The organism is Cupriavidus sp. GW823-FHT07A04 (assembly GCF_058794615.1).
This window is the reverse complement of record NZ_JBXAHA010000005.1, coordinates 174809-196715: the sequence shown is the minus strand read 5'-3', so window position 1 is coordinate 196715 and position 21907 is coordinate 174809. Positions and strand designations below refer to the sequence as shown.

Genomic DNA, 21907 nt, shown 5'->3' with positions numbered 1-21907 from the left:
CTACGGATCCGGAAACAAGACGCTTGCCCATTTGGGGAGCCGTTTACCAATACGTCCTCCGTTCTGCGGCATAGGCACGCCGGCAAGCGATCGCCCGATGCCGCGCGGCGTCTGCTTACCGGATTGTCCAAGAACTTGACAGGGGCCGCCCTCACGCCGCGGTTCGTCATGCAATATCGGGCGGGACATCGACGACCGGAGGAAATCAATGCATTACCAGCAAAAAGGCACCGTGGTCACCATCGGCAACGGCCCACACCATGTCATCGCCTTGCACGGCTGGTTTGGCCATGCGCGTGGATGGGGGCCCCTTGTGGACGTGCTCGACGGTGACCGCTTCACCTACGCCTTCATCGACTATCGAGGCTATGGTGCCCGGCGAGAGGTCAAGGGCAGATTCGACATGCAGGAGATCGCCGCCGACGTGCTGGCGCTCGGTGACGAACTGGGATGGCAATGTTTCTCGCTGATCGGACACTCTATGGGAGGAAAGGCCATGCAGGCTGTCGCCATGCTGGCCCCTGCACGCGTCAAGGCCATGGTCGGCGTCACGCCTGTGCCGCCGACGCGCGTGCTGTTCGACGAGCCGGCACGCTCGCTGTTCGAACGTGCTGCCGACGATTTCACCGCAAGAATTGCTGTCGTGGACAATTCCACGGGCAAACGCCTGAGCCGGTACTGGGTAGAAAAATTGGTTCAGGCCTCGACGCTGCATGCCGATGCCAACGCGTTCGCCGCCTACTTCCGGGCATGGGCCGACACTGATTTCTCTGCCGAGATTGCGGGCATCCGTGTTCCCACACTGCTGCTGGTTGGTGAGCACGACCCGTCGCTGACAGCTGACGTCATGGAGCAGACGTATGGCAAAGTATGCCTCGATCTGGCCATCGACGTGATCCGCAACGCGGGACACTATCCGATGGACGAGACACCGGTGGACCTCATCACGCGGATCGAGCGCTTCCTGACGGACGTCCAGGCCCGCAGCGAACGCTGACGTCCTGAATGGCCGATGCGGAGTGCCTGCCGGTGTCGTACACCAGCAGGCACCACCATAGCGCATACGCTACTCAGGGCGCCTCGGCCGCACCGATCGCGACCACGCCGCGGCGCCCGATCTCCTCGTCCATGTCCGATGGCCCGCCGCTAACGCCGACGGCCCCGACCAGCCGGCCACCGACGTAGATGCCCAGTGAACCCTGCGACGGAAAGACGGGCCCGCCATACACCAGCGAACTCATCTGGCCAAAAACGATGGGATTGGCCTGATAGCGCTTCACGAGTTCGGCGCCGGAGACGCCTCCCGTGGCCGCCGAAGCGATGGCCTTGCCGCGTGCGACATCAAAAGTCGCAAACGGGGCGCCATCCATTCTCACGCCGCTGAGAAAGTGGCCGGAAACGTCGACCACGACGATGCTGACGGCAAGTCTTCGGTCCTCGGCAAACCGTTTGGCGGCATCGGTAAGCCGCACCGCGGTGTCCGCGCCAAGGGTCTGCACCTGTACGACGGCCGCAGATGCGATCGACGCGCAGAACAGATGCAGCCCGAAGGCCACTGCGAAGGTAGAGCGCTTCATGGATTCTCCTAGGCATGACGAGATCGCGACGCGTCGGCCTCTGGCCGACGACGGCGACCGGGTGGCGTACGCCGGCGTGCGCACATCAGAAGAGATGGCGCATGCCTATCATGACCCCGCGCGGGTCGGACACGCTGCTTGCTGTGACCTCATTGGGGATGTTTGAAAATGTGTAGTTGGCCCCGTTCGTGTTCCAGATCTTACTGGCGTTGGCATAGAGCGTTGTACGCTTGGACATCGAGTACTGATAGCCAATCGACATCTGCTGGCCACGATTCGGCGTGCCGACCGATTGCTGCATGCCATATGCCACCAGCACCAGTCCGGCGCCGCCCACGGGAATGGTCGTGCCGACATGGAAGCCGCGGTCCTTCAGCGTCGCCTGGCCTGGCACCCATCGTGTGGCTTGGCGGACATTGGCGAACAACTTCGCCCACGGGAACTCATACGTGGCGCCGATCGCGCGCTCGTCGCGGTCGGCATCCGTTACCGCGTTGATGCTGTAGGTACGTTCGTAGGCAAGGCCCAGCCAGAGCGGTCCGCGTGCATAAGTCAGCGCCAAGCCCGCCAGCCGGTCGGCATCGCGTGGCGCGCTGGTCCGCTCGGCGCCGAATGAATAGATCGCACTGCCCTGCAGCCCGGCAAGTTCGGGACTCTCGTACCGAATGGAATTGTCCGCGCGCGCGGTCAGGCTGCTGCCCGCGGGGCCGCCGTTCTGCAGGCGACCGAGCGGGCCATACGGGGAGAAGCCAAAGGCCGATGCCTGCCCCTCGATGTAGTAGATCGGCGTGTTCTGCCGGCCAAACGTCAGCGCGCCCCAGTCGTTGCTGCTCAGGCCGACCCAGGCCTGGCGGCCGAACAGGCGTCCCCCCTGCTGGGCGGTGCCACTGTCCAGTGCAAGCCCAGTCTCCAGTGTGAATACCGTGGAAAGTCCCGGCGCCAGTTCCTCCTTGCCCCGCAAACCCCACCTCGATTGATACAGCCCGCCGTCTTCGACCCGCGCGACATGAACTGCCCCAGACCTGACATACTCGGTGTAGAGATCGGCTACGCCATAGATGGTCACCCCCGATTGTGCCGCCGCTATGCCCGGCATCGTTGCCACCGCCACTACCAAGAGTGTTCCCATTCTTTTCATGCGTTTCTCCTCGCTGTTCCGTCCTGTTTGACGATATGGTTCTTGCACGGTCTTTGCACCGGCGCAGCAAGGGTATGGGTTCGCGCCGGGAGGGCGCTAACCCAATCATCCCGCCACTTGGAAAGGTGTCCGGAATGCGTGGCCGGGTGGTTCAGGAGCGCAGGCTCGCGAGCAAGGTGCGGGGGGGCAGGCCTGGAAGTCCGCGAGAAGCACTGGCGGATTCGGCAAGGCGATGGAGGGCTTTGTCGCAGTAAGAGGCTGCTTCAAAATGAAGCGAAGCGGTTCTGGCTAGGCGCGCGGCCGCAGACAATACATGTGGATCGGCCAAGGCCGCGCAACGACGCCAGCATCTTTTTGAAATGGCCTCTAAGATGGATCCGTCGACAAACAGCCGACGGTGATGGTTGGCTTATGCGCAGGCCAGGTCGAACCGATCGAGATTCATCACCTTGACCCATGCCGTGACGAAGTCTCGGATGAATTTCTCTTGGGCGTCCTCGCTTGCGTAGACTTCAGAGAGCGCGCGGAGCTGTGCGTGCGAACCGAAGATCAGATCGACACGCGTGCCAGTCCATTTCAGTTCACCGGTCTTGCGGTCGTATCCCTCGAATACTCCCCGGGAAGCCGAAAGTGGCTTCCATTCAGTACGCATGTCGAGCAAGTTACGAAAGAAGTCATTGGTCAACGTCTCCGGCCGGTCGGTGAGAACGCCGTGAGCCTCTGTTCCGGCATGAACGTTCAGCACACGAAGCCCGCCAATCAGAACGGTCATCTCCGGTGCGGTCAGCGTCAGCAGTTGGGCCTTGTCGATCAGCAACGCCTCCGCGGGAACGCCGTATTCTCCCTTGACGTAATTGCGAAAGCCATCTGCAACCGGCTCAAGCACCTCGAAAGATTGCACGTCGGTCTGTTCCTGCGACGCGTCCATGCGACCTGGCGAGAACGGCACGGTCACCCGATGGCCTGCCCTTTCTGCTGCCTGCTCGATACCAGCTCCGCCGGCCAGCACAATCAAATCCGCCAGTGAGATCTTCTTGCCGCCAGACTGTGCGCGGTTGAACTCGGACTGGATGCCATCCAGGACCGTCAGCACCCTCGCCAATTGCTGAGGCTGGTTGACGTGCCATTCAACCTGCGGTGCCAAGCGGATGCGCGCACCATTGGCACCGCCGCGCTTGTCCGAGCCACGGAAGGTCGATGCCGATGCCCAGGCCGTCGACACCAACTCCGCTACAGACAACCCCGACGCGCGAATCGTCTGCTTGAGCGAAACGATATCCTGGTCGTTGACCAACGGATGGTCGACGACGGGGATCGGGTCTTGCCAGATCAAGGCTTGCGCAGGCACTTCCGGGCCAAGGTAGCGGGCGCGCGGCCCCATGTCGCGATGGGTCAGCTTGAACCAGGCGCGGGCGAAGGCGTCGGCAAACTGGTCGGGATTCTCCAGGAAGCGCCGCGAGATCTTCTCGTAAGCCGGGTCGAAGCGCAGCGAAAGGTCCGTGGTCAGCATCGTAGGCCGCAGCTTCTTCGAAGGATCGTGCGCGTGCGGGATCGTCTCACCGGCATCCTTTGCCACCCATTGATGCGCACCGGCCGGGCTCTTGGTCAACGCCCAATCGTAGCGGAACAGGTTCTCGAAAAATCCCATGCCCCATTTCGTCGGCGTCGCGGTCCAGGTCACTTCCAGACCGCTGGTAATGGCATCGGCCCCCATGCCGGTGCCAAAACTGCTCTTCCAGCCCAGCCCCTGCTGCTCCAGATCAGCAATCTCCGGCTCCGGGCCAACGTTGCCGGCCGGTCCAGCGCCGTGCGTCTTGCCAAAAGTATGGCCACCGGCGATCAGCGCGACGGTTTCCTCGTCGTCCATGGCCATGCGGCGGAAGGTCTCGCGGATATCGCGCGCGGCCGCGATTGGATCCGGATTGCCGTCGGGGCCTTCCGGATTCACGTAAATGAGGCCCATCTGCACCGCGGCCAGTGGATTTTCCAGGTTTCGTCCGTCGTCCGGGCGGCCGGCCCCCGCGCCATGCGGATCCCCGTCGTTGCCGGCCGCGCCCTTGCCGTAACGGATATCGCCGCCCAGCCAGGTTTTCTCGTTGCCCCAGTAGACGTCATTATCCGGTTCCCAAGTATCTTCACGACCTCCGGCGAAGCCGAAGGTCTTGAATCCCATGGTCTCAAGTGCGACATTTCCGGTGAGGATCAGCAGGTCGGCCCAGGAAATCTTGTTCCCGTACTTCTGCTTGATCGGCCAGAGCAGGCGACGTGCCTTGTCCAGGCTGACGTTATCGGGCCAGCTATTGAGCGGTGCGAAACGCTGCTGACCGCGTCCGGCGCCCCCCCGGCCGTCGTCGACACGGTAGGTGCCCGCACTATGCCAAGCCATGCGGATGAAGAGTGGACCATAGTGGCCAAAGTCCGCCGGCCACCAATCCTGCGAGTCGGTCATCAGAGCAGCAAGGTCCCTTTTTACCGCTGCGAGGTCGAGACGCTTGAAAGCCTCGGCATATCTGAAGCTCCCATCCATTGGGCTGGACTTGTCGGAATGCTGGCCAAGCAAGTCCAACCGCAACTGCTTCGGCCACCAGTCACGATTTGTCGTACCGCCGCCGGCGGCATGATTGAACGGACACTTTGCTTCATTGGACATGCGCTCTCTCCTATCAGAATCAGTCAGCGGCCATGGCCACCGGGCGCTTGTGTGCCCGGTGGATGCGGTGCGAGCCGATGATCGTTGCGACGGCGAGAAGCTGTCAATCAAACTAAAGGATAGGCAGGGCGCGCATCGACGATGCACTCACTGTGTGGGACCGAAGCCAGTGGGCCAAGGACGAGCGCCTGGCCCAGTGGGGCATCTCGCCTGGCAGGCGCATCATGGGCGTGAGGCAGCCTGACGGGCCGACACGGCACCGCGGTTCAGCGGGCCGGAACCGGGGCGATCGACGCGTGCGGCGTGGCGGTGCGCTGCGCGGCCTTGTGCACCATGGTGTAGGCGTAGTCCACGCCCATGCCGTAGGCGCCCGAGTGTTCCTTGACCAGCTGCATCACGGCGTCATAGCTGTCGCGGTGCGCCCAGTCGCGCTGCCATTCGAGCAGCACCTGCTGCCAGGTCACCGGCACCACGCCGGCCTGCACCATGCGCTGCATGGCGTAGTCATGCGCTTCCTTGCTGGTGCCGCCGGAAGCGTCGGCCACCATGTAGATCTCGTAGTCGCTGTCGTGCATCGCCGACAGCGCGAAGGTGGTGTTGCAGACCTCGGTCCACAACCCGGCCACGATGATCTTCTTGCGGCCGTTGGCGGCCAGCGCGTCGCGCACCTTCTGGTCGTCCCACGAGTTCATCGAGGTGCGTTCCAGCGTCTGCTGGCCGGGGAATACGTCAAGCAGTTCGGGGTAGGTATAGCCGGAGAAAGACTCGCTCTCCACCGTGGTGATGGTGGTTGGAATATTGAAGATCCTGGCCGCCTTGGCCAGGCCCACCGCGTTGTTCTTCATCGCCTGGCGGTCCATCGACTGCACGCCGAAGGCCATCTGCGGCTGGTGGTCGATGAAGATCAGCTGGCTGTTTTGCGGGGTCAGGACTTCGAGTTTCGGATTGGACATGATCTTGGCGCTCTCATTGAAATTGGTTGAATTTCATGGGGCAGGGTTTTTTTATTCCTGCCGCCAATGAACTGAACTATACGAGTGCAACCCACCTGAGAATCAGCCATTTCATGGATGCATTATTCAAATATTTTGATCATAGATTCTCACCGAAAAATAAGGAGATTGCCCCCTGCAGGCAACGGCCTCATTCCCATCCGCAGCGGGCGCCTCCTACGTTCGTATAACCCGGCCATCTCAATGTCGTACCGCGCCTGCACCGATGGACAACTGCGTGCGGCGCGGCGCGCGTCATAAGATGTCTTTATGGTCGGCGTCCGCACGCCAGCCTTCATCCGCGCGACGGGGTCCGGCTGCCTCCCCCGCCCGCCTCCATCATCCGGAGCTGACCATGCCAGCGCACCCGAATCCCGCCACATCATCCACCCCATGCGCGCAAGCGGACCGCCCCGACCCGTGGGATAGCACCATCGGCCTGCTCCGTGCGCGTCAGACCTTCCATCTGTACGCCGACTGCGCCTGGCCCGATGAGGAACATCCCCGGCACCGGCGCCACACCGCCATCGTCAGCGTGGTGGAGCGACCCAGTCTCACCTTGGCGGTGATCAGCTGGCGCGACGCCACCCATTGCCGCTACGGCGCCCAGATCTGGGCTGCGATATCGGCACGCGAGGCTGGCGTGTGCGCCCTCAGCGGCCTGCCCATCGCCAAGGGCCAGGCCGTCTACCGCCCGCGCCCCTGCCGGCCGCCGCCGCGCAACGCCGAAGCCATGATCCTCGCGTCGGCGCTACATGCAGCGTGCGGGACCGACGCCGACGTCTGCGGCGAGGATGCCTTGGCGGCATGAGGCATGTGCGGCCCGACCTGTGCGTCGGCTGGGGCAACTCCGTCGCCAAGATCGCGACCCGGGCCGGTGAGGCCCGAGGTGCCTGACACCGTGACCGCCGCACGAAGATAGCCAGAAGACCGCATTTGACATGCATAGCGCGCGTATTCATGTTTCATCCAAGCAACATGCCCACTTGATTTCAAACAGAATCCGAACCTAATATCCTCCGAGATAAAAAACATTACGTATTCGGGCAGGCTCTACGACGCACAGAGCCGCCCTGGCGCGTCCGCCAGGGCAGGGTCGGAAATCCGGGGATTGCAAAACCTGCCGCAAGCGCTGGTCGGCGCTGGTCGGCGCTGGCAGTGTCGTGCCATCCCCGCGGGTTCAGCCTGTCTCCGTTGCACTTGCATTTGCGCTTGTACGGGGAGTTACGGCATGAACGTGGTGCTCGTTGAAAGCCATCCATTGCTCCGGATTGCAATGCTCACGCTGCTGGAGAGTATTGCTGGCATCGCGCAAGTCGCTGCCATCGACCCGGGGGAAATCCCTGAGTATTTGCATGCCGGCGGCACCGTTGACCTGATCGTCTTTGGCATGCCCGCCGATGCTGACACGGGCTGGCAATGGCTCGGCCAGGCACGCAGGCTATGGGCCGCGCCGCGCGTGCTGCTGCTCAGCGATGCCGTGCCGCTGCAGCTGCCGCAAGGCGAGATCACCGAAGGCTTCTGCGGCTGCCTGCCAAAATCCGCCCCGCTCGACGTGCTCAGGACCACCATCCGGCGTATCGCCACCCGTCAGCCGGAGCGTGCCGGCGCGGGCCAGCTTTCACTGTTCCCCGCCTTGCCCGCCTTGCCCTCGGCTGCGCTGGCACCGCGGCCCGCCGCCGGGAGCCAGCGGTTGACACGAGAAGCAACGCAACTGGGACTGACGCAACGCCAGTATGACGTGCTGGTACTGCTCTCCCGAGGGCATGCGGTCAAGACCGTAGGCCGCCTGCTGAATATCTCGGCGCCGACGGTCAAGACGCATGCCCGCGCCATGTACAGGCAGCTCCAGGTGGCTGGCAAGGAAGAGGCCGCCTACAAGGCACGGCAACAGGGCTTTAGCCTGGCGTGGCCGATTGGCGGCGTGCCGGCGTTGACGCTGGCACACCGCCACGCCCCCACCGTCCGGCAGATGGAACTGCTCTGAGCGGCTGACCGGCGTTGATCGGCGTTGATCGGCATTGACCGGCGCTGGCCGGCCAACGCGTTGCCTGGTCACGCCAGGCTGATCCACGTGGTCTTCAGGTCCGTGTACTTGTCCAGCGCATGCAGTGACTTGTCCCGTCCCGAGCCCGACTGCTTCACGCCGCCAAATGGCACCGTCACGTCGCTGTCCATATAGCAGTTGACCCACACCAGCCCCGCCTGCAGCTTGCGCGAAACGCGGTGGGCGCGGGACAGGTTGGAGGTCCAGAGTCCCGAGCCCAGCCCGTAGGGCGAATCGTTGGCCATGCGGATGGCCTCTTCCTCGGACTCGAAGCGGGTCACCGCCAGCACCGGACCAAAGATCTCTTCGCGCACGATGGTGAGCGACTGCGTGGGGCACTCGAAGATGGTGGGCTGCATGTAGAAGCCGCCACTGTCCGTGTGCGCGCGCTTGCCGCCTGCGCGCAGGCGGGCGCCTTCGTCCTCGCCGCTCTTCACATAGGACATCACCCGCTGCAGTTGCGCGCCGTCGACGATGGCGCCCATGGCGGTGGCGGGATCGAGCGGGTCGCCCGGCTGCATGCGCGCCGCGTGTGCTTCCAGCTTCTCCATGAACGCGTCGTAGATGCCGCTTTGCACATAGAGGCGCGAGCCGGCGATGCAGATCTCGCCCTGGTTGCTGAAGATGCCGATGGCGGCGGCCTGCGCGGCGCGGTCCAGGTCGGGGCAGTCGTCAAAGACGATATGCGGAGACTTGCCGCCGCACTCGAGCCAGACGCGCTTGAGGTTGGACTGGCCGGAATACTCCATGAAGCGCTTGCCGGTGGCGGTGGAGCCGGTAAAGGCAATGCAGTCCACGTCGGGATGGCGGCCAAGTGCCTGCCCGGCGGCGGCGCCAAGACCTGGCACCACATTGAAGACGCCCGCCGGGATGCCCGCTTCTTCGGCGAGTTCCGCCAGCCGCAGCGCGGTGAGCGGGGACTGTTCCGCGGGCTTGAGCACCACGCTGTTGCCGGCGGCCAGCGCGGGCGCCACCTTCCAGCTGGCCATCAGCAGCGGGTAGTTCCAGGGCACGACCGCCGCCACCACGCCTAGCGGCTCGCGCGTGATGGTGGCCAGCACGTCGGGGCCCGTCGGCGCGATCTCATCATAGATCTTGTCGATGGCTTCGGCGTACCAGGCATAAGTGCGGCCGGCTTCGGGGATGTCGTATTGCAGCGTCTCGGCAATGGGCTTGCCCATGTCGAGCGTTTCCAGCAACGCGAGCTCTTCGCGATGCGTGTCGATCAGGTGCGATAGCCTTAGCAGCGTGGCCTTCCTGGCGCTGCGCGGCATGTCCGACCAGACGCCGGACTGAAACGCCTTGCGCGCCGCGGCTACCGCGCGGTCGACGTCCTGCGCACCGCAGGCCGCGACGCTGGCCAGCGCCTTGCCGGTGGCGGGGTTGATGGTCTCGAAGGTGGCGCCGTCGGCGGCGTCGGCCCAGCGGCCATCGATATAGGCTTGCGAACGGATCGATACCGTTGCAGCCTGCTTGCGCCAATAGGCGAGATCTCTCAAGTCACTCATCGTGGATTCCTGGCATGCATTGGGGTTTCGGCCCGCTTAGGCGTTCGCGTTCGCCTGCGCCACCATGGCGCCGAGCAGCACATTGGCCCCGGCTTCCAGATGCTCCGGCTTGGCGTCTTCGATTTCGTTGTGGCTGATGCCGTCCTTGCACGGCACGAAGATCATCGCGGTGGGCGCCACGCCGGCGATGTAGACCGCGTCATGGCCTGCGCCAGTGACGATGTCCTGATGGCTGTAGCCCCGCGCGGCGGCTTCCTGGCGCACGTGGCGGATCAGCTCGGGCGCGAACGGCGTGGGCGCGAAATACTGCACGTCTTCCACAACCACATCCAGGGCCGCGCCGGTGGTGGTGCCATCCGCGACGGCGGCGCAAGCCGCGCGAAAGCGCGCATCCATCCCGGCAAGCCGCACCGGGTCGAGGTGGCGCAGGTCGACCGTGAACGTCACCGCCCCGGGAATGACATTGCGCGACGACGGATGGACCTTGACCACGCCCACCGTGCCGCGCCCGTGGGGCGCGAAGTCGTTGGCGATGCGGATCACTTCCTGCATCAGGAACGTGGCGCCATAGAGCGCGTCCTTGCGCAGCGGCATCGGCGTGGGGCCGGCGTGCGCCTCCATGCCGGTCACGGTGACGTCGTACCAGCGCAGGCCCAGCGATCCGGTCACCACGCCGATCACGTTGTCCTCGGCCTCGAGCACCGGCCCCTGTTCGATATGGGCTTCGAAGTAGGCGCCAACCTTGCGGCCAACTTCCGCGTCGCCGGCATAGCCAATGGCCGCCAGTTCATCCGCCACCCGCTTGCCCGCGACATCGGTGGCCGACAGCGCGGTCTCCAGCGGAAAGACGCCGGCAAACACGCCGGAACCCATCATCACCGGGACAAAGCGCGAGCCTTCTTCATTGGTCCAGATGGCCACTTCGAGCGGAGCCTCGGTGGTGATGCCGTGGTCGTTCAGGGTGCGCATGACTTCCAGGCCGGCCAGCACGCCATAGCAGCCGTCGAACTTGCCGCCGGTGGGCTGCGTGTCGATATGGCTGCCGGTCATGACCGGGGCCAGCGCGTTGTTGCGCCCTGCCCGGCGGGCAAAGATATTGCCGACCTGGTCGACCGTCACGCTCAGTCCGGCTGCGCGCATCCAACCGGTCACCAGGTCGCGCCCCTGCCCATCCGGCGCCGTCAGCGCCAGGCGCGCATTGCCGCCCTTGGGCGTGGCGCCGATCGCGGCGAGGTCCATCAGCGACTGCCACAGGCGCTCGCCGTTGATTGCCAGCATGCTCATGTTCTCTCTCCTTGCCGTCGTGGCCATTACTTCGCGTGCGCTTGCCGGGCGAGTGCGTCCGAGCGTATCTGCGACAAGGTCATGCCCGGCGCGATGCCGTCCGCGTCATAGCGCAGCTCCAGCAAGGCAGGCAGCTGCTGGGTGTTGGCGAACGCAAGGGCACGCGCAAAAGCGGGACCGAACGCTTCATCACTGGCGACAATCTCGCCATACCCGCGATAGGCGCGGATCAGTTCGCTGAACTCCGGATTGTCGAAGCCAAGCGCCACGGTGCGGCCCGGGAACTCGCGCTCCTGGTGCGCGCGGATGGTGCCCCAGATGCCGTTGTTGAAGACCAGCACGACGATGCCGACCCGGTACTGCATGGCAACGCCGAGTTCCTGCAGGTTCATCTGGAAGCAACCATCGCCCGCATAGCAGATCACGGTGCGACCGGGGTTCTCGAGCTTGGCGGCAATGGCCGCCGGCAGGCCGTAGCCCATCGATCCCACGGTCGGCGCCAGGCTGGTGCCAACGCCCTTGAAGCGGTAGTAGGCATGCGGGTACAAGGCGTAGTTGCCCGCGCCAACGGTAATGCAGGTGTCCTCCGGCACGTTGTCGCGGACGTGGCAGGCGGCCACGTTGAGATTGAGCGCGCCCGGCGCGGCCTTGGGTTCCTGCTCGGCCAGGTAGACCTGGTGGGCGTCGTGCCCGGCGTTGCGCGCCCCCCGGGAACGCGATGGGGAGAGTTCGCTGACGGCGGCGGCGAACGAGACCGCGTCCGCGGCAATCGGCAGCGTGGGATGAAACACGCGGCCAAGCTCATTGGCGTCGGGGTACACATGGACCAGCCTCTGCTTCGGCAGCGGGCTCTCCACCACCGTGTAGCCCTCGCTGGTGGCCTCGCCCATGCGTGTGCCCACCGCGATCAGCAGGTCGCTTTCCTGTACGCGCTTGCGCAGCGATTCGGGCATGGCCCAGCCCACGTGCCCGGCAAAGTTCGGATGATGGTTGTCGAAGCACTCCAGGCGGCGCCAGGCCACCCCGACCGGCAGCGCGAAGCGCTCGGCAAACCCTTCCATCTGCCGCGAGGCCTCCGGCGTCCAGCCCGATCCGCCTAGCAGCAGGAACGGACGCTCCGCCTGCTCGATCAGTTCGGCCAGCGATGCCATGGCGCCAGGCGTCGGCGCACTATGGGCACGGCGGTAACGTGGCACGTCGGCCACCGTGGCCTTGCCCCACAACGTGTCTTCCGGCAGCGCCAGCACGACCGGGCCGGGCCGTCCGCTGGTGGCCACCGCGAAGGCGCGCGCGATGAACTCGGGAATGCGGTCGGTGCGGTCGATCTGCGCCACCCATTTGGTCATCTGGCCAAACATGCGGCGGTAGTCGACCTCCTGGAACGCTTCGCGCTCGTAGAAATCGTTGCCGACCTGGCCAACGAAGAGGATCATGGGGGTCGAATCCTGGTAGGCGGTGTGCACGGCGATGCTGGCGTTGGTGGCGCCGGGGCCGCGCGTGACAAAGCAGATGCCGGGCTCGCCGGTCAGCTTGCCTTGGGCCTCCGCCATATAGCCCGCCCCGCTTTCCTGCCGGCAGACGATGGGCTGGATCTTGTCCTGATGGTCGTACAGCGCATCGATGCAAGGCAGGTAGCTTTCTCCCGGCACCAGGAAGACGCGCTTCACGCCCTGGATAATCAGTTGGTCGATGAGGATCTGGCCACCGTTGCGCTCTGCGCGCGCCGGCAATGCTTGCGGCGATTGCTTGTTCATGGTCGTGAATTCCGTTTTTGCGATCGCCGCCCGCTTCAGCTTGGGTGCGGCGATCCTTCGAAGTCTTGAATACGATGTTTGCGAGCCTGAGCTTGCGCGCAGGCGGTTACTGCAGGAGCGCGGCCTCCAGGATGCCCAGCCCTTCGTCCATCACGGCGTCGGGGATGGTCAGCGGGAACAGGAAGCGCACCACGTTGCCATAGACACCGCAGGAGAGCAGCAGCAGGCCGCGCTCCAGGGCGCGGTCTTGCACTTGCCGCGTGAATTCGGGATTGGGGCGGCCGTCGGCCTTGCGGAACTCCACGGCAATCATGGCGCCCACGCCGCGGACCTCGCCGATCTCCGGCACGCGCGACTTCAGGCCAGCCAGCTTGTCCTGCAGCCGCTGGCCGAGCGCGGCGCCGCGCTCGATCAGCTTCTCGCTCTCCAGCACGTCCAGCACCGCCAGCGCCGAAGCCACCGCCAACGGGTTGCCGGCGTAGGTGCCGCCCAGCCCGCCGGGGGCCGGCGCGTCCATGATCTCGGCCCTGCCGCAAACGGCCGACAAAGGCATGCCGCCGGCCAGGCTCTTGGCCATGGTGGTCAGGTCCGGCGTGACGTCGTAGTGCTCCATGGCAAAGAGCTTGCCGGTGCGGCCGAAGCCGGTCTGCACTTCATCGGCCACCAGCAGGATGCCGTGCTCGTCGCAGATGCCGCGCAGCGCGCGCACGAACTCGGCGGGCGCCACGTTGAAACCACCCTCGCCCTGGACCGGCTCGAAGATGATGGCCGCGACCCGCTTCGGGTCCACATCCGCCTTGAACAACTGGTGCAGCGCGTTGATCGAATCCTGCACGCTCACGCCATGCAACCCGTACGGGTACGGTGCGTGGAACACGTCGCCCGGGAACGGGCCAAACCCCACCTTGTACGGCACGACCTTGCCGGTCAGCGCCATGCCCATCATGGTGCGGCCGTGGAAGCCGCCGGAGAAGGCGATCACGCCCGGGCGGCCAGTCGCGGCGCGGGCGATCTTGATGGCGTTCTCCACAGCCTCGGCGCCGGTGGTGAAAAACGCGGTTTTCTTGGCGAACGCGCCCGGCGCGCGGGCGTTGATCTTCTCGGCCAGCTCGATATAGCTGGCATAGGGCACGATCTGGTAGGCGGTGTGCGTGAAGCGCTCCATCTGTGCCTGCATGGCTTGCACCAGGCGCGGATGGCGGTGACCGGTATTGAGCACGGCGATGCCAGCCGCGAAGTCGATGTAGCGGTTGCCTTCGACATCCCACAGTTCCGAGTTCTCGGCGCGCTCGGCATAGAAGTTGCACATCACACCAACGCCACGGGGCGTGGCGGCATCTTTGCGGCGTACCAGGTCTGCGTTCTTCATTGCATGCTCCATTGCATTGGTGTCCTGCTGTCTTGTCTGGATCTGGACGGCCGGCGCCGTGAGGGGCCGGCCGGGAAATCGGGGGAAAGCGCTTCGGGTCAGGCTTCGGGTCAGACCAGTGCGACCCACCGGATGACGCTAAAGCCGCTTTCTGTGTCGCCGGGCTTGTAACTCAACCGGTGGCCGGACCAATTCTATGGCTTTCGCAGGAAAATTGCCAAATCTTTTGATTTTTTGACAGGGTGGTCAGTCCAATTGAAGGCGATTGCTTCACGTTTTGCCCAGTACACGCGCAGCGATGTGCGGGAAAGACGACCGATAGCACCCGGAGCGCATGCCCGGCTTGCTGCCAATCCGAGGCCATATTGGCCGGACCACTCCCGCTCGCGCCCCGGAAAGCCGGGAGAAACCCACCCTGCCCCTTGAACAGACACCGGGTTTTGCTGTATTGATCAGACCATCAGTCAATTTGCAGCGGCCTTGCCTTCATGTCCTTACTTCAAGCGGTTTCAGCGCAGCGCCTTTACCGGCTGATCGCCGACCAGATTGCCAAGAAAATCAGCGCAGGCGAGTTCGCCCCCGGCGAGCGCCTGCCCGCGGAGCGCGAGCTGGCCGAGCAGCTCAACGTCGCGCGCTCGACGTTGCGCGAAGCGTTGATCGCGCTCGAGATCGGCGGCTATATCGAGGTGCGCGTCGGCAGCGGCGTATTCGTGCTGGAACCCAAGGAGAACGGGCAGGCCGCCACCAACGGCACCGAGTCCGATCCGGCTGCCGAGATCGATGCCCGCCTGGGCGCGGCACTGGAAGCCAGCCCGTTCGAGCTGATCGAGACGCGCACGCTGTTCGAACCGGAATGCGCGGCGCTGGCAGCCCAGCAAGGCACCCCCGAGCAGATCGCCGCCATCGAAGAGGCGCACCGGAAGATGAACCCCGATCAGTCGCCGGAAGCTGGCGACTTCGCACATGACCGAGCCTTCCACCAGGCCATCGCCGATGCTTGCGGCAATGCGGCGCTGGCATCGGTGGTCACGCATGTATGGGATCTGTGCGAGGCCAGCCCCTTGTATAAGCGGCTCGACAAGCACTTTGTGGATGCGTCTGCCTGGCGCGCGGCGGTTGGCGAGCACGACCGCATCGTCAGCGCGATTGTGGCGCGGGACCCCATCCGGGCGCGCCACGCCATGTCGTTCCATCTGCTGGCGATTGTGTCGCGCTTGTCCGAGGACATCGCCGAGTAGGCCAGACAGACCCTTTGCCGGGCCCGGGCAATCCGGGTCCGGGCGCACACCGCTGGTGCAAGCCAGGCCCAACCCAGCGCTTCCCGCCGCCCACTTTCGCACCAATTCCACGCGCAGACTTTAGCGAAAAGTGCCATGTCGTCACTTTTGTTGCTGGCACGTGGCTTGCGTTAACGAAGCCGAAGTGGTGAAATTCGCCCCAACAGGCCGGACCACCCGCCCACCAGACCTAGAACAACTACCTATTACGCTTAATTTCTCGGTCATCTACGCTATATTGGCCTGACCACCCGAACAAAAAGATCCAAAGCATCACCCCGCACCGGCCCCCTTACCTCACGCGTGCCCAAGCCTGCCCGCATTACTGGAAAGCCTCATGAACCCCGACCACGCCCCCACCCACCAGCCCGAAGCCGGGCGAGCGCCCCGCAACATGAAGAAGATTGCCGCGGCCAGCGTCATCGGCACCACGGTCGAGTGGTACGACCTGTTTATCTTCGCCACGGCCTCGGCCCTGGTCTTCAACAAGGTCTTCTTCCCGGCCTTTGACCCGCTCACCGGCACGTTGCTCGCCTTTGGCACCTTCGCATCGGCCTATCTGGCCCGCATCCTCGGCGCCGCGCTGTTCGGCCACTTCGGCGACAAGGTCGGCCGCAAGTCCATGCTGCTGATCTCGCTCATCATGATGGGCTCGGCCACCTTTGCCATCGGCCTGCTGCCGGACTACCGCTCGATCGGTATCTGGGCGCCCATCCTGCTGCTCACCTTGCGCGTGATACAGGGCCTGGCCCTGGGCGGCGAGTGGGGCGGCGCGGTGCTGATGGCGGTGGAACACGCCCCGGCCGACAAGCGCGGCCTGTACGGATCGTGGGTGCAGATCGGTGTGCCCGCCGGCACGCTGATCGCCAACCTGGCGTTCCTGCTCTGCAATGCCGTGCTATCGAATGAGGCGCTGTTGTCCTGGGGCTGGCGCATTCCGTTCCTGGCCAGCGTCTTGCTGGTGGGCGTGGGCATGTACATCCGCCTGAACACGTCGGAAACGCCGTCGTTCAGCAAGGTCAAGGCCACCGCCGCGCAGGTGAAGATCCCGCTGGCGGAAGTGCTGACGAAATCGTGGAAGCAGGTCCTGCTGGGCGGCATCGCGACGATGTCGACCGGCACGGCCTTCAACCTGATCGTGGCGTTCGGGCTGACGTACGGCACGCAGACGCTTGGCTTCTCCCGCAACCAGATGCTCACCATCGCGCTGATCTCGTGCGCGCTGTGCATCGTGCTGCTGCCGCTGTTTGGCCTGCTGTCGGACAAGGTGGGCCGCAAGCCGGTGATCATCGGCGGCATCATCGCCGAGGCGCTGCTAGCCTTCCCGCTGTTCTGGCTGCTGGACACCAAGGTATTCTCGTTCGCCCTGCTCGGCTACCTGCTGATGATGAGCGCCTTCGCGGCCAACTACGGCCCGATCGCCACGTTCCTGGCGGAGCTGTTCGGCACCAAGGTGCGTTACTCGGGCCTGTCGATCAGCTACATGCTGTCCGGGCTGCTGGGGAGCGCCGCCACGCCGATCATCACCACCGCGCTGCTGTCCGCCACGGGCCGCGGCTCTTCCGTTGCGTGGTACATGATCGGCTCCGCGCTGATTTCCGCCGCCGCCCTGCTGCTGCTGGCCGAGACGCTCAGCAGGCATGCCCCGGCGGCGGCCACCGGGGTGGACGCCACCACCTCGCTGTCCTGAGTGAGCGCCATGCAAGCCAAACTTGACACGGCACTGCTGCGCCAGCTTGAACGGGTGAGCTTCCCCACGCTCGGGCACTTCCTTGAAGACGGTTTTGCCAGCCACGAGATCCGCGCGCTCGCGCCCAACGTGAAGGTCGTTGGCCGTGCCGTCACGCTGCGCCTGGCCACGCCCAACGCCATTGCCGTGAACCGGGCGCTGGCCAGCCTCGCGCCCGGCGATGTGCTGGTGATCGACGCCTGCGGCGACCATGCGCATGCCCCCGTTGGCGCCGTCACCGGCACCGCAGCCTTGTGCGCCGGCGCCAGGGGCATCATCGTGGACGGCGTGGTGACGGACATCCTGGAGCTGCGCGCCATGGGGATGCCGGTGTTCGCGCGCGGCACCAGCGTCCTGACCACCAAGCGCATCGACGACGGCGGCAGCGCCGTCAATGAGCCGGTGATCTGCGGCGGCGTCACCGTCAACCCGGGAGACATCGTGCTGGCGGATGACAACGGCGTGCTGTTCCTGGCGCCGGATGTCGCCGCCGGCATCATCAACCAGGCGCTGGCTTCCGATGAAGCCGAGCCGGCGATCCTGGCCCGCCTGCAGGCGGGTGAGCCGGCCAGTGCCGTGCTGTTCCAGGGCGATGGCCACGCGCCCGCTACGAGAGAAACGCCATGAGCAGCCAAGCAACAAGACGGCCGCCTGGACTGCGGCGCAGCTGGCTGTTCGTGCCCGGCCTGGACCCCGTCCGCCAGCACGCGGCCCTGGAGAGCGGCCCGGATGTGGTGGTCGCCGACCTGGAGGAATTCACCAGCCCCGCGGACCGTCCCGCGGCGCGCGCGCGGATCGCCGCCCTGATGGGCGAATGCCGGGCCCGCGGCATTGTCGGCGCCGTGCGCGTCAACAAGCTGGATGGCGACGGGCTGGATGACCTGCGCGGCGTGCTGCCGGGTGCGCCCGCGGCGATCCTGCTGCCGCACACCGAGTCGGGCGCGCAGATCCTGGCGCTCGACCAGCTGATCACCGGCCTTGAGCGCGAGCTTGGCTTGCCGCAAGGCCACACCGAAATCGTGCCAACGCTGGAATCCGCGCGGGGCATCGTTGCCGCGCCAGCCATCCTGTCGGCCAGCCCGCGCGTCAGTGCCTGCCTGCTGGCGGCGGAAGACCTGAGCGCGGATCTCGATGCGGTGCGCGGCCCGGACGGCGTCGAGCTGCATCATGTGCGCTCGCGCTTCCTGGTGGACTGCATTGCCGCGGGCTGCGTGCCGATCGACTGTCCGTTCAACTACCAGGATGCTACGGCGCTGGCTGAGGACCTCGCCTGGGCCCGGCGGATCGGGCTGAAGGCGAAATGCACGGTGTTCCCGCATCAGGTCGCCGCGATACACGCCGCGCTGACGCCATCGGCGCAGCAGGTCGCGCAGGCGCAAGACAGGGTTGGCAGGTATGAGGCGGTGCGCGACGGCAAGCTCGCGCAGGGCCCGCGCATCGATTCGCCGGACTACAACACGGCACGCCGCCTGCTGGCGCGCCATGCCGGGTTCGTGCAATGGGCGCAGGCCGCCGCAGGCACGGCGGCCTGCTAGCGAGTTAGCCAGCCAGCGAGTTGCCCATCTAGATGATGACCACCTTGTTCCTGCCGTCGGCCTTGGCCATATAGAGCGCGCGGTCCGCAAGCGCGAACCCCTCGCGAGACCCGGGCTCGACGGCGCCCTTCTTGCGCGCCAGCGATGCGCCGATGCTCAGCGTCACGCTGCCGAACGGCGAGCCGCGGTGCTCTATCTTCAAGCGCTCCACGCTCAGGCGCAGGTCTTCCAGCGCCGTCTCCAGCGCTGGCCGTGGCGCGCCGCACAGAAGCAGCCCGAACTCTTCCCCGCCCAGGCGCCCGGCGATCATGCGATGCGCATCCGCAATCGATTGCAGCACCGATGCGACCTCGCGCAAGCAGGTGTCGCCCGCCGGATGCCCGTAGGCGTCGTTGTATCGCTTGAACCAGTCGACGTCGACCATGACCGCGCCGATTTCTTCTCCGTCGGCCGTTTCATGCCATCTGCGGCGAACGCTCTCCAGCATGGCGCGCCGGTTGAACAGTTGCGTGAGCGGATCGATCGCGGTGGCAGTGCGCAGCTTCAGATCGTTCTCGACCATGGCACGCAGGTGCCTGAAGACCTCGCACTGCGCCAGGGTGATGCGGTGCGGCGCCGAATCCATCGCGCAGAGCGCACCGACGACCGTGCCACAGGGCGCCTTGATCGGGATCGCTGCGTAGAAACGCACGAAGGGGAAGCATCTGACCAGCATGCATTCGCCAAAGCGTGGATCGGCCAGCGCGTCCTCGAGCACGAACAGGTCGCCGTGCCGCGCCACATGGTCGCAAAGCGAATGCTTGCGCGAGATAGGCGAAAGCGGCATGCCCGCCGCGGCCCGATAGTGCTGGTGCTCCTCGTCGAGCAGCGTGACCGCCGTCATGGCGGCACCCGTCGCATTCTTCAGGATCGCGGCGGCATGGCGAAAGCACTCGCGGATCACCTGGTCATCGTGCAGCAGCCAGTCGGTGACGGACGGCTCGGGATGCTGCCCGCCGGCGTCAATCTCGGCCGGCAGCAGCCTGCTGGCGGGGCGGTCGTATTCAGTGGCGGGGCGCAAGGTCTACATTCGAATTCAACGGGTGCCCCTCCTAACGGCGAGCCATCCGCAAACTTGAATGCCTTGCGCCGGTCAGTCCGAGCGCCCCGGCAGCATGATGGGGCCATCCTGATCGGAGCTGCCGTCCATCACCACCAGCGCATCGCCTGCCCAGAACACCTCCGCCAACGGCACGCCGGACGCCGATGCCTGGCCGATCTGCTTCCCGTCGGCGGTGTACACCCGCACATAGCCGTTCACATAGTAGAGCTTGTCCGAGCCTTGTCCCGGAAAGGCCATGATCGGCACCCAGCTACGCCAGCTGGCCAGCTTGTATTTCTGATAGTAGAAGGCCCCGTTGGGGCTGTACGCCTTGCCGCCATAGGCCACGCCGTAATAACAGTAGAGATACGCGGGGTAAGCCAGGACGGCGATTGCCGCGGCAGCAATTAGAAGAGACTTTTTCTTCATGTATTGTTAAGTGATTGCCCAAACCAAGGGGTTTCCCATTCGCCAGCGGGCCAACGGACCAACTGGCCAACGCGCCGGCGCGTCAACGTGCGGCCTGCCTCACCGGGACAAAGACCTCCCAGCGCTGGGTCCAGCCGCCTGCGGTACGCGGGCAGCGCACCGCTACGCTCTGGCTGGACAGCCCCTGGCTTTTCGGCGCCCATTGCACACCCAAGGCCTTGGCGCAGCGGGGCGCCAGCACCTTGTTGTTCGGCTCGCCCGCTACCCAGCGGGTGCCCGCTTGCTGGTTCTGCGCAGCCACGAACGCCGCCGCAGCCTGCTGTATCTGCGCCAGATCCTGAATGGGAGGCTGATTGTACGGCACCTCCGGCCCGCGGGCCTGCGCCGCCGTGCATGCCAGCCCGAGCGCAAGCGCCGCCATGGCACGGCGCATCGGCATGCCGGGCCTCATGATCGCTCCCCTTGCGCAGCCGTTGCCTTGCGCTGGCGCCGGGCGCGCGCGTGCAGGCGGCGCAGTATCACGTCAAAGGACTCCAGCTGCCGGTTGATTTCCGCCTGGCCTTGCTCCACCAGGTAGCCACGGAAGGCAACCGCCACGCGCGGCAGGCGCACGCCCGGCAGGTTCAGTACGTACCAGTCGCGCTCGATGGGATTGCCTTGCAGCGGCAACAGCCCGATCAGCCCGGCCTGGAATTCCAGGGTGCAGGCGTGCAGGGAGAGAAATGCAAGCCCCAACCCTGCCGACACCATCCGCTTGATCGCCGCGTTGCTGGACAGCTCGGACCCCAGGGGCAGCCGCAGGCCGGCCTCCCTGAACAGCCGCTCCACGGTATTGCGCGTGCCGGAGCCGCGCTCGCGCACCAGCAGGTTCTCCGCCACCAGGTCCTGCAGCGTGAGATTGCGGCGCGCCATCAAAGGGTGGTCCGGCGCCGCGATGAATGCCATGGGGTGCTTGGCGAACGGCGTCGCCTGCGTGCGGATGTCCGTGGGCGGCCGGCCAATGATGGCAAGGTCGATCTCATGCATGGCCAGCATCCGCACGATCTCCTCGCGGTTGCCCACATGGAGCTTGATCTTGACGTCGGGCTGGTCCGCGGTGAATGCCACCAGCATCGAGGGCAGCAGGTACTCCGCCGTCGTGATGGCGCCGACCCGCAGCGTGCCGGCCAGGTTGCCCTTGAGCGCCGCCACCTCCTCGGTGGCTTCGCGCCACAGCCGCAGGATCTGACCGGCGTAGCCCGCCATCACCTCACCGGCGGGCGTGAGCTGCGTGCCCCGGCCCGCGCGCTGCAGCAGCGGCGCCCCGATCGCTTCCTCGAGCAGCTTGAGCTGCAGCGACACCGTTGGCTGCGTGATGTGCAATTCCTCCGCCGCGCGGGAAACACCGCCCAGGCGGGCAATGGCATCGATGGCATTGAGCTGCCGGAAGGTGGTGGTGCGATTCATAGTAGAAAACCTATTGGTCGGTTTTATAAACCAATTTTTCAATATGAAGCGGCTACCTTATAGTGCCCTGACCGGAAACGCAATGGCGTCC

The 21907-nt window shown here is 65.3% G+C and carries 19 protein-coding genes; 7 read left to right on the top strand and 12 right to left on the bottom strand.

Translation table 11 applies throughout. The features are described 5' to 3' along the window. Nucleotides 1-208: 208 nt before the first annotated feature. Nucleotides 209-997 (top strand): alpha/beta fold hydrolase, encoded by a 789-nt coding sequence (locus AC1Q7Q_RS10745; RefSeq protein ID WP_492372267.1) that lies wholly within the window; start codon nt 209-211, stop codon nt 995-997. A gap of 73 nt (nt 998-1070) precedes the next feature. Here AC1Q7Q_RS10745 and AC1Q7Q_RS10740 read toward each other — a convergent pair whose 3' ends face one another. The 4 genes from AC1Q7Q_RS10740 to AC1Q7Q_RS10725 all read right to left on the bottom strand — a co-directional run bounded on the left by AC1Q7Q_RS10740 (nt 1071) and on the right by AC1Q7Q_RS10725 (nt 6318). Beyond that, nucleotides 1071-1577, bottom strand: coding sequence for a GlcG/HbpS family heme-binding protein (locus tag AC1Q7Q_RS10740; RefSeq protein ID WP_492372268.1), 507 nt, complete (start codon nt 1575-1577; stop codon nt 1071-1073). Nucleotides 1578-1662: 85 nt separating this feature from the next. Continuing rightward, entirely contained in the window at nt 1663-2763 is a 1101-nt protein-coding gene (locus AC1Q7Q_RS10735; protein WP_492372269.1) for a porin, read from the bottom strand. Between the two features lie 361 nt (nt 2764-3124). Continuing rightward, the gene (gene katG / locus AC1Q7Q_RS10730; RefSeq protein WP_492372270.1) at nt 3125-5365 is read right to left on the bottom strand and encodes a catalase/peroxidase HPI; all 2241 of its coding nucleotides are present in this window, start codon (nt 5363-5365) and stop codon (nt 3125-3127) included. Nucleotides 5366-5631: 266 nt separating this feature from the next. Then, nucleotides 5632-6318, bottom strand: coding sequence for a hydrolase (locus AC1Q7Q_RS10725; RefSeq protein WP_492372271.1), 687 nt, complete (start codon nt 6316-6318; stop codon nt 5632-5634). A 394-nt stretch (nt 6319-6712) separates the two neighbouring features. Here AC1Q7Q_RS10725 and AC1Q7Q_RS10720 point away from each other — a divergent pair, with 394 nt between their 5' ends. Next, nucleotides 6713-7168, top strand: coding sequence for a DUF3331 domain-containing protein (locus tag AC1Q7Q_RS10720; RefSeq protein ID WP_492372272.1), 456 nt, complete (start codon nt 6713-6715; stop codon nt 7166-7168). 420 nt (nt 7169-7588) lie between these two features. After that, nucleotides 7589-8344 (top strand): response regulator transcription factor, encoded by a 756-nt coding sequence (locus AC1Q7Q_RS10715; RefSeq protein ID WP_492372273.1) that lies wholly within the window; start codon nt 7589-7591, stop codon nt 8342-8344. Between the two features lie 68 nt (nt 8345-8412). On the opposite strand, the gene AC1Q7Q_RS10710 is transcribed toward AC1Q7Q_RS10715, so the two are convergent. From AC1Q7Q_RS10710 to gabT, 4 genes are all read right to left on the bottom strand, one after another. Further along, on the bottom strand, nt 8413-9912 hold the full coding sequence (locus tag AC1Q7Q_RS10710; RefSeq protein ID WP_492372274.1) for an aldehyde dehydrogenase: 1500 nt from the start codon (nt 9910-9912) through the stop codon (nt 8413-8415). 36 nt (nt 9913-9948) lie between these two features. Beyond that, nucleotides 9949-11196, bottom strand: coding sequence for a Zn-dependent hydrolase (locus AC1Q7Q_RS10705; RefSeq protein ID WP_492372275.1), 1248 nt, complete (start codon nt 11194-11196; stop codon nt 9949-9951). A gap of 26 nt (nt 11197-11222) precedes the next feature. Beyond that, nucleotides 11223-12950 carry a thiamine pyrophosphate-binding protein gene (locus tag AC1Q7Q_RS10700; protein WP_492372276.1) on the bottom strand — a complete coding sequence of 576 codons (1728 nt, stop codon included), beginning with the start codon at nt 12948-12950 and terminating at the stop codon, nt 11223-11225. A 106-nt stretch (nt 12951-13056) separates the two neighbouring features. After that, nucleotides 13057-14319 (bottom strand): 4-aminobutyrate--2-oxoglutarate transaminase, encoded by a 1263-nt coding sequence (gene gabT / locus AC1Q7Q_RS10695; protein ID WP_174425308.1) that lies wholly within the window; start codon nt 14317-14319, stop codon nt 13057-13059. A gap of 488 nt (nt 14320-14807) precedes the next feature. Here gabT and AC1Q7Q_RS10690 point away from each other — a divergent pair, with 488 nt between their 5' ends. The 4 genes from AC1Q7Q_RS10690 to AC1Q7Q_RS10675 all read left to right on the top strand — a co-directional run bounded on the left by AC1Q7Q_RS10690 (nt 14808) and on the right by AC1Q7Q_RS10675 (nt 18860). Beyond that, complete coding sequence (locus AC1Q7Q_RS10690) at nt 14808-15557, top strand: FadR/GntR family transcriptional regulator (protein WP_492372277.1); 750 nt, start codon at nt 14808-14810, stop codon at nt 15555-15557. Between the two features lie 376 nt (nt 15558-15933). Continuing rightward, nucleotides 15934-17286: an MFS transporter gene (locus AC1Q7Q_RS10685; RefSeq protein WP_492387158.1), complete on the top strand. Its 1353-nt coding sequence runs from the start codon at nt 15934-15936 to the stop codon at nt 17284-17286. Nucleotides 17287-17295: 9 nt separating this feature from the next. Continuing rightward, entirely contained in the window at nt 17296-17952 is a 657-nt protein-coding gene (locus tag AC1Q7Q_RS10680) for an RraA family protein (protein WP_492375143.1), read from the top strand. Continuing rightward, a complete protein-coding gene (locus tag AC1Q7Q_RS10675) occupies nt 17949-18860 on the top strand; it encodes an HpcH/HpaI aldolase/citrate lyase family protein (RefSeq protein WP_492375144.1) in 912 nt (303 codons plus the stop codon). Before AC1Q7Q_RS10680 ends, AC1Q7Q_RS10675 begins: the two co-directional genes overlap by 4 nt. Before the next feature lie 28 nt (nt 18861-18888). On the opposite strand, the gene AC1Q7Q_RS10670 is transcribed toward AC1Q7Q_RS10675, so the two are convergent. The 4 genes from AC1Q7Q_RS10670 to AC1Q7Q_RS10655 form a co-directional block, all read right to left on the bottom strand. Beyond that, nucleotides 18889-19920 (bottom strand): sensor domain-containing diguanylate cyclase, encoded by a 1032-nt coding sequence (locus AC1Q7Q_RS10670; protein ID WP_492375145.1) that lies wholly within the window; start codon nt 19918-19920, stop codon nt 18889-18891. Nucleotides 19921-19992: 72 nt separating this feature from the next. Beyond that, complete coding sequence (locus AC1Q7Q_RS10665) at nt 19993-20370, bottom strand: hypothetical protein (RefSeq protein WP_492375146.1); 378 nt, start codon at nt 20368-20370, stop codon at nt 19993-19995. A gap of 82 nt (nt 20371-20452) precedes the next feature. Beyond that, entirely contained in the window at nt 20453-20809 is a 357-nt protein-coding gene (locus AC1Q7Q_RS10660) for a hypothetical protein (RefSeq protein ID WP_492375147.1), read from the bottom strand. An 8-nt stretch (nt 20810-20817) separates the two neighbouring features. Continuing rightward, entirely contained in the window at nt 20818-21816 is a 999-nt protein-coding gene (locus AC1Q7Q_RS10655; protein ID WP_492375148.1) for a LysR family transcriptional regulator, read from the bottom strand. Nucleotides 21817-21907: the final 91 nt, after the last annotated feature.

Excerpts from the sequence above, each read along its gene's own strand:
- AC1Q7Q_RS10745 (WP_492372267.1), top strand. The coding sequence starts at position 209 with ATGCATTACCAGCAAAAAGGCACCGTGGTCACCATCGGCAACGGCCCA.
- AC1Q7Q_RS10740 (WP_492372268.1), bottom strand. The coding sequence starts at position 1,577 with ATGAAGCGCTCTACCTTCGCAGTGGCCTTCGGGCTGCATCTGTTCTGC.
- katG (WP_492372270.1), bottom strand. The coding sequence starts at position 5,365 with ATGTCCAATGAAGCAAAGTGTCCGTTCAATCATGCCGCCGGCGGCGGT.
- AC1Q7Q_RS10725 (WP_492372271.1), bottom strand. The coding sequence starts at position 6,318 with ATGTCCAATCCGAAACTCGAAGTCCTGACCCCGCAAAACAGCCAGCTG.
- AC1Q7Q_RS10720 (WP_492372272.1), top strand. The coding sequence starts at position 6,713 with ATGCCAGCGCACCCGAATCCCGCCACATCATCCACCCCATGCGCGCAA.
- AC1Q7Q_RS10715 (WP_492372273.1), top strand. The coding sequence starts at position 7,589 with ATGAACGTGGTGCTCGTTGAAAGCCATCCATTGCTCCGGATTGCAATG.
- AC1Q7Q_RS10710 (WP_492372274.1), bottom strand. The coding sequence starts at position 9,912 with ATGAGTGACTTGAGAGATCTCGCCTATTGGCGCAAGCAGGCTGCAACG.
- AC1Q7Q_RS10705 (WP_492372275.1), bottom strand. The coding sequence starts at position 11,196 with ATGAGCATGCTGGCAATCAACGGCGAGCGCCTGTGGCAGTCGCTGATG.
- AC1Q7Q_RS10700 (WP_492372276.1), bottom strand. The coding sequence starts at position 12,950 with ATGAACAAGCAATCGCCGCAAGCATTGCCGGCGCGCGCAGAGCGCAAC.
- gabT (WP_174425308.1), bottom strand. The coding sequence starts at position 14,319 with ATGAAGAACGCAGACCTGGTACGCCGCAAAGATGCCGCCACGCCCCGT.
- AC1Q7Q_RS10690 (WP_492372277.1), top strand. The coding sequence starts at position 14,808 with ATGTCCTTACTTCAAGCGGTTTCAGCGCAGCGCCTTTACCGGCTGATC.
- AC1Q7Q_RS10685 (WP_492387158.1), top strand. The coding sequence starts at position 15,934 with ATGAACCCCGACCACGCCCCCACCCACCAGCCCGAAGCCGGGCGAGCG.
- AC1Q7Q_RS10680 (WP_492375143.1), top strand. The coding sequence starts at position 17,296 with ATGCAAGCCAAACTTGACACGGCACTGCTGCGCCAGCTTGAACGGGTG.
- AC1Q7Q_RS10675 (WP_492375144.1), top strand. The coding sequence starts at position 17,949 with ATGAGCAGCCAAGCAACAAGACGGCCGCCTGGACTGCGGCGCAGCTGG.
- AC1Q7Q_RS10665 (WP_492375146.1), bottom strand. The coding sequence starts at position 20,370 with ATGAAGAAAAAGTCTCTTCTAATTGCTGCCGCGGCAATCGCCGTCCTG.
- AC1Q7Q_RS10660 (WP_492375147.1), bottom strand. The coding sequence starts at position 20,809 with ATGCCGATGCGCCGTGCCATGGCGGCGCTTGCGCTCGGGCTGGCATGC.
- AC1Q7Q_RS10655 (WP_492375148.1), bottom strand. The coding sequence starts at position 21,816 with ATGAATCGCACCACCACCTTCCGGCAGCTCAATGCCATCGATGCCATT.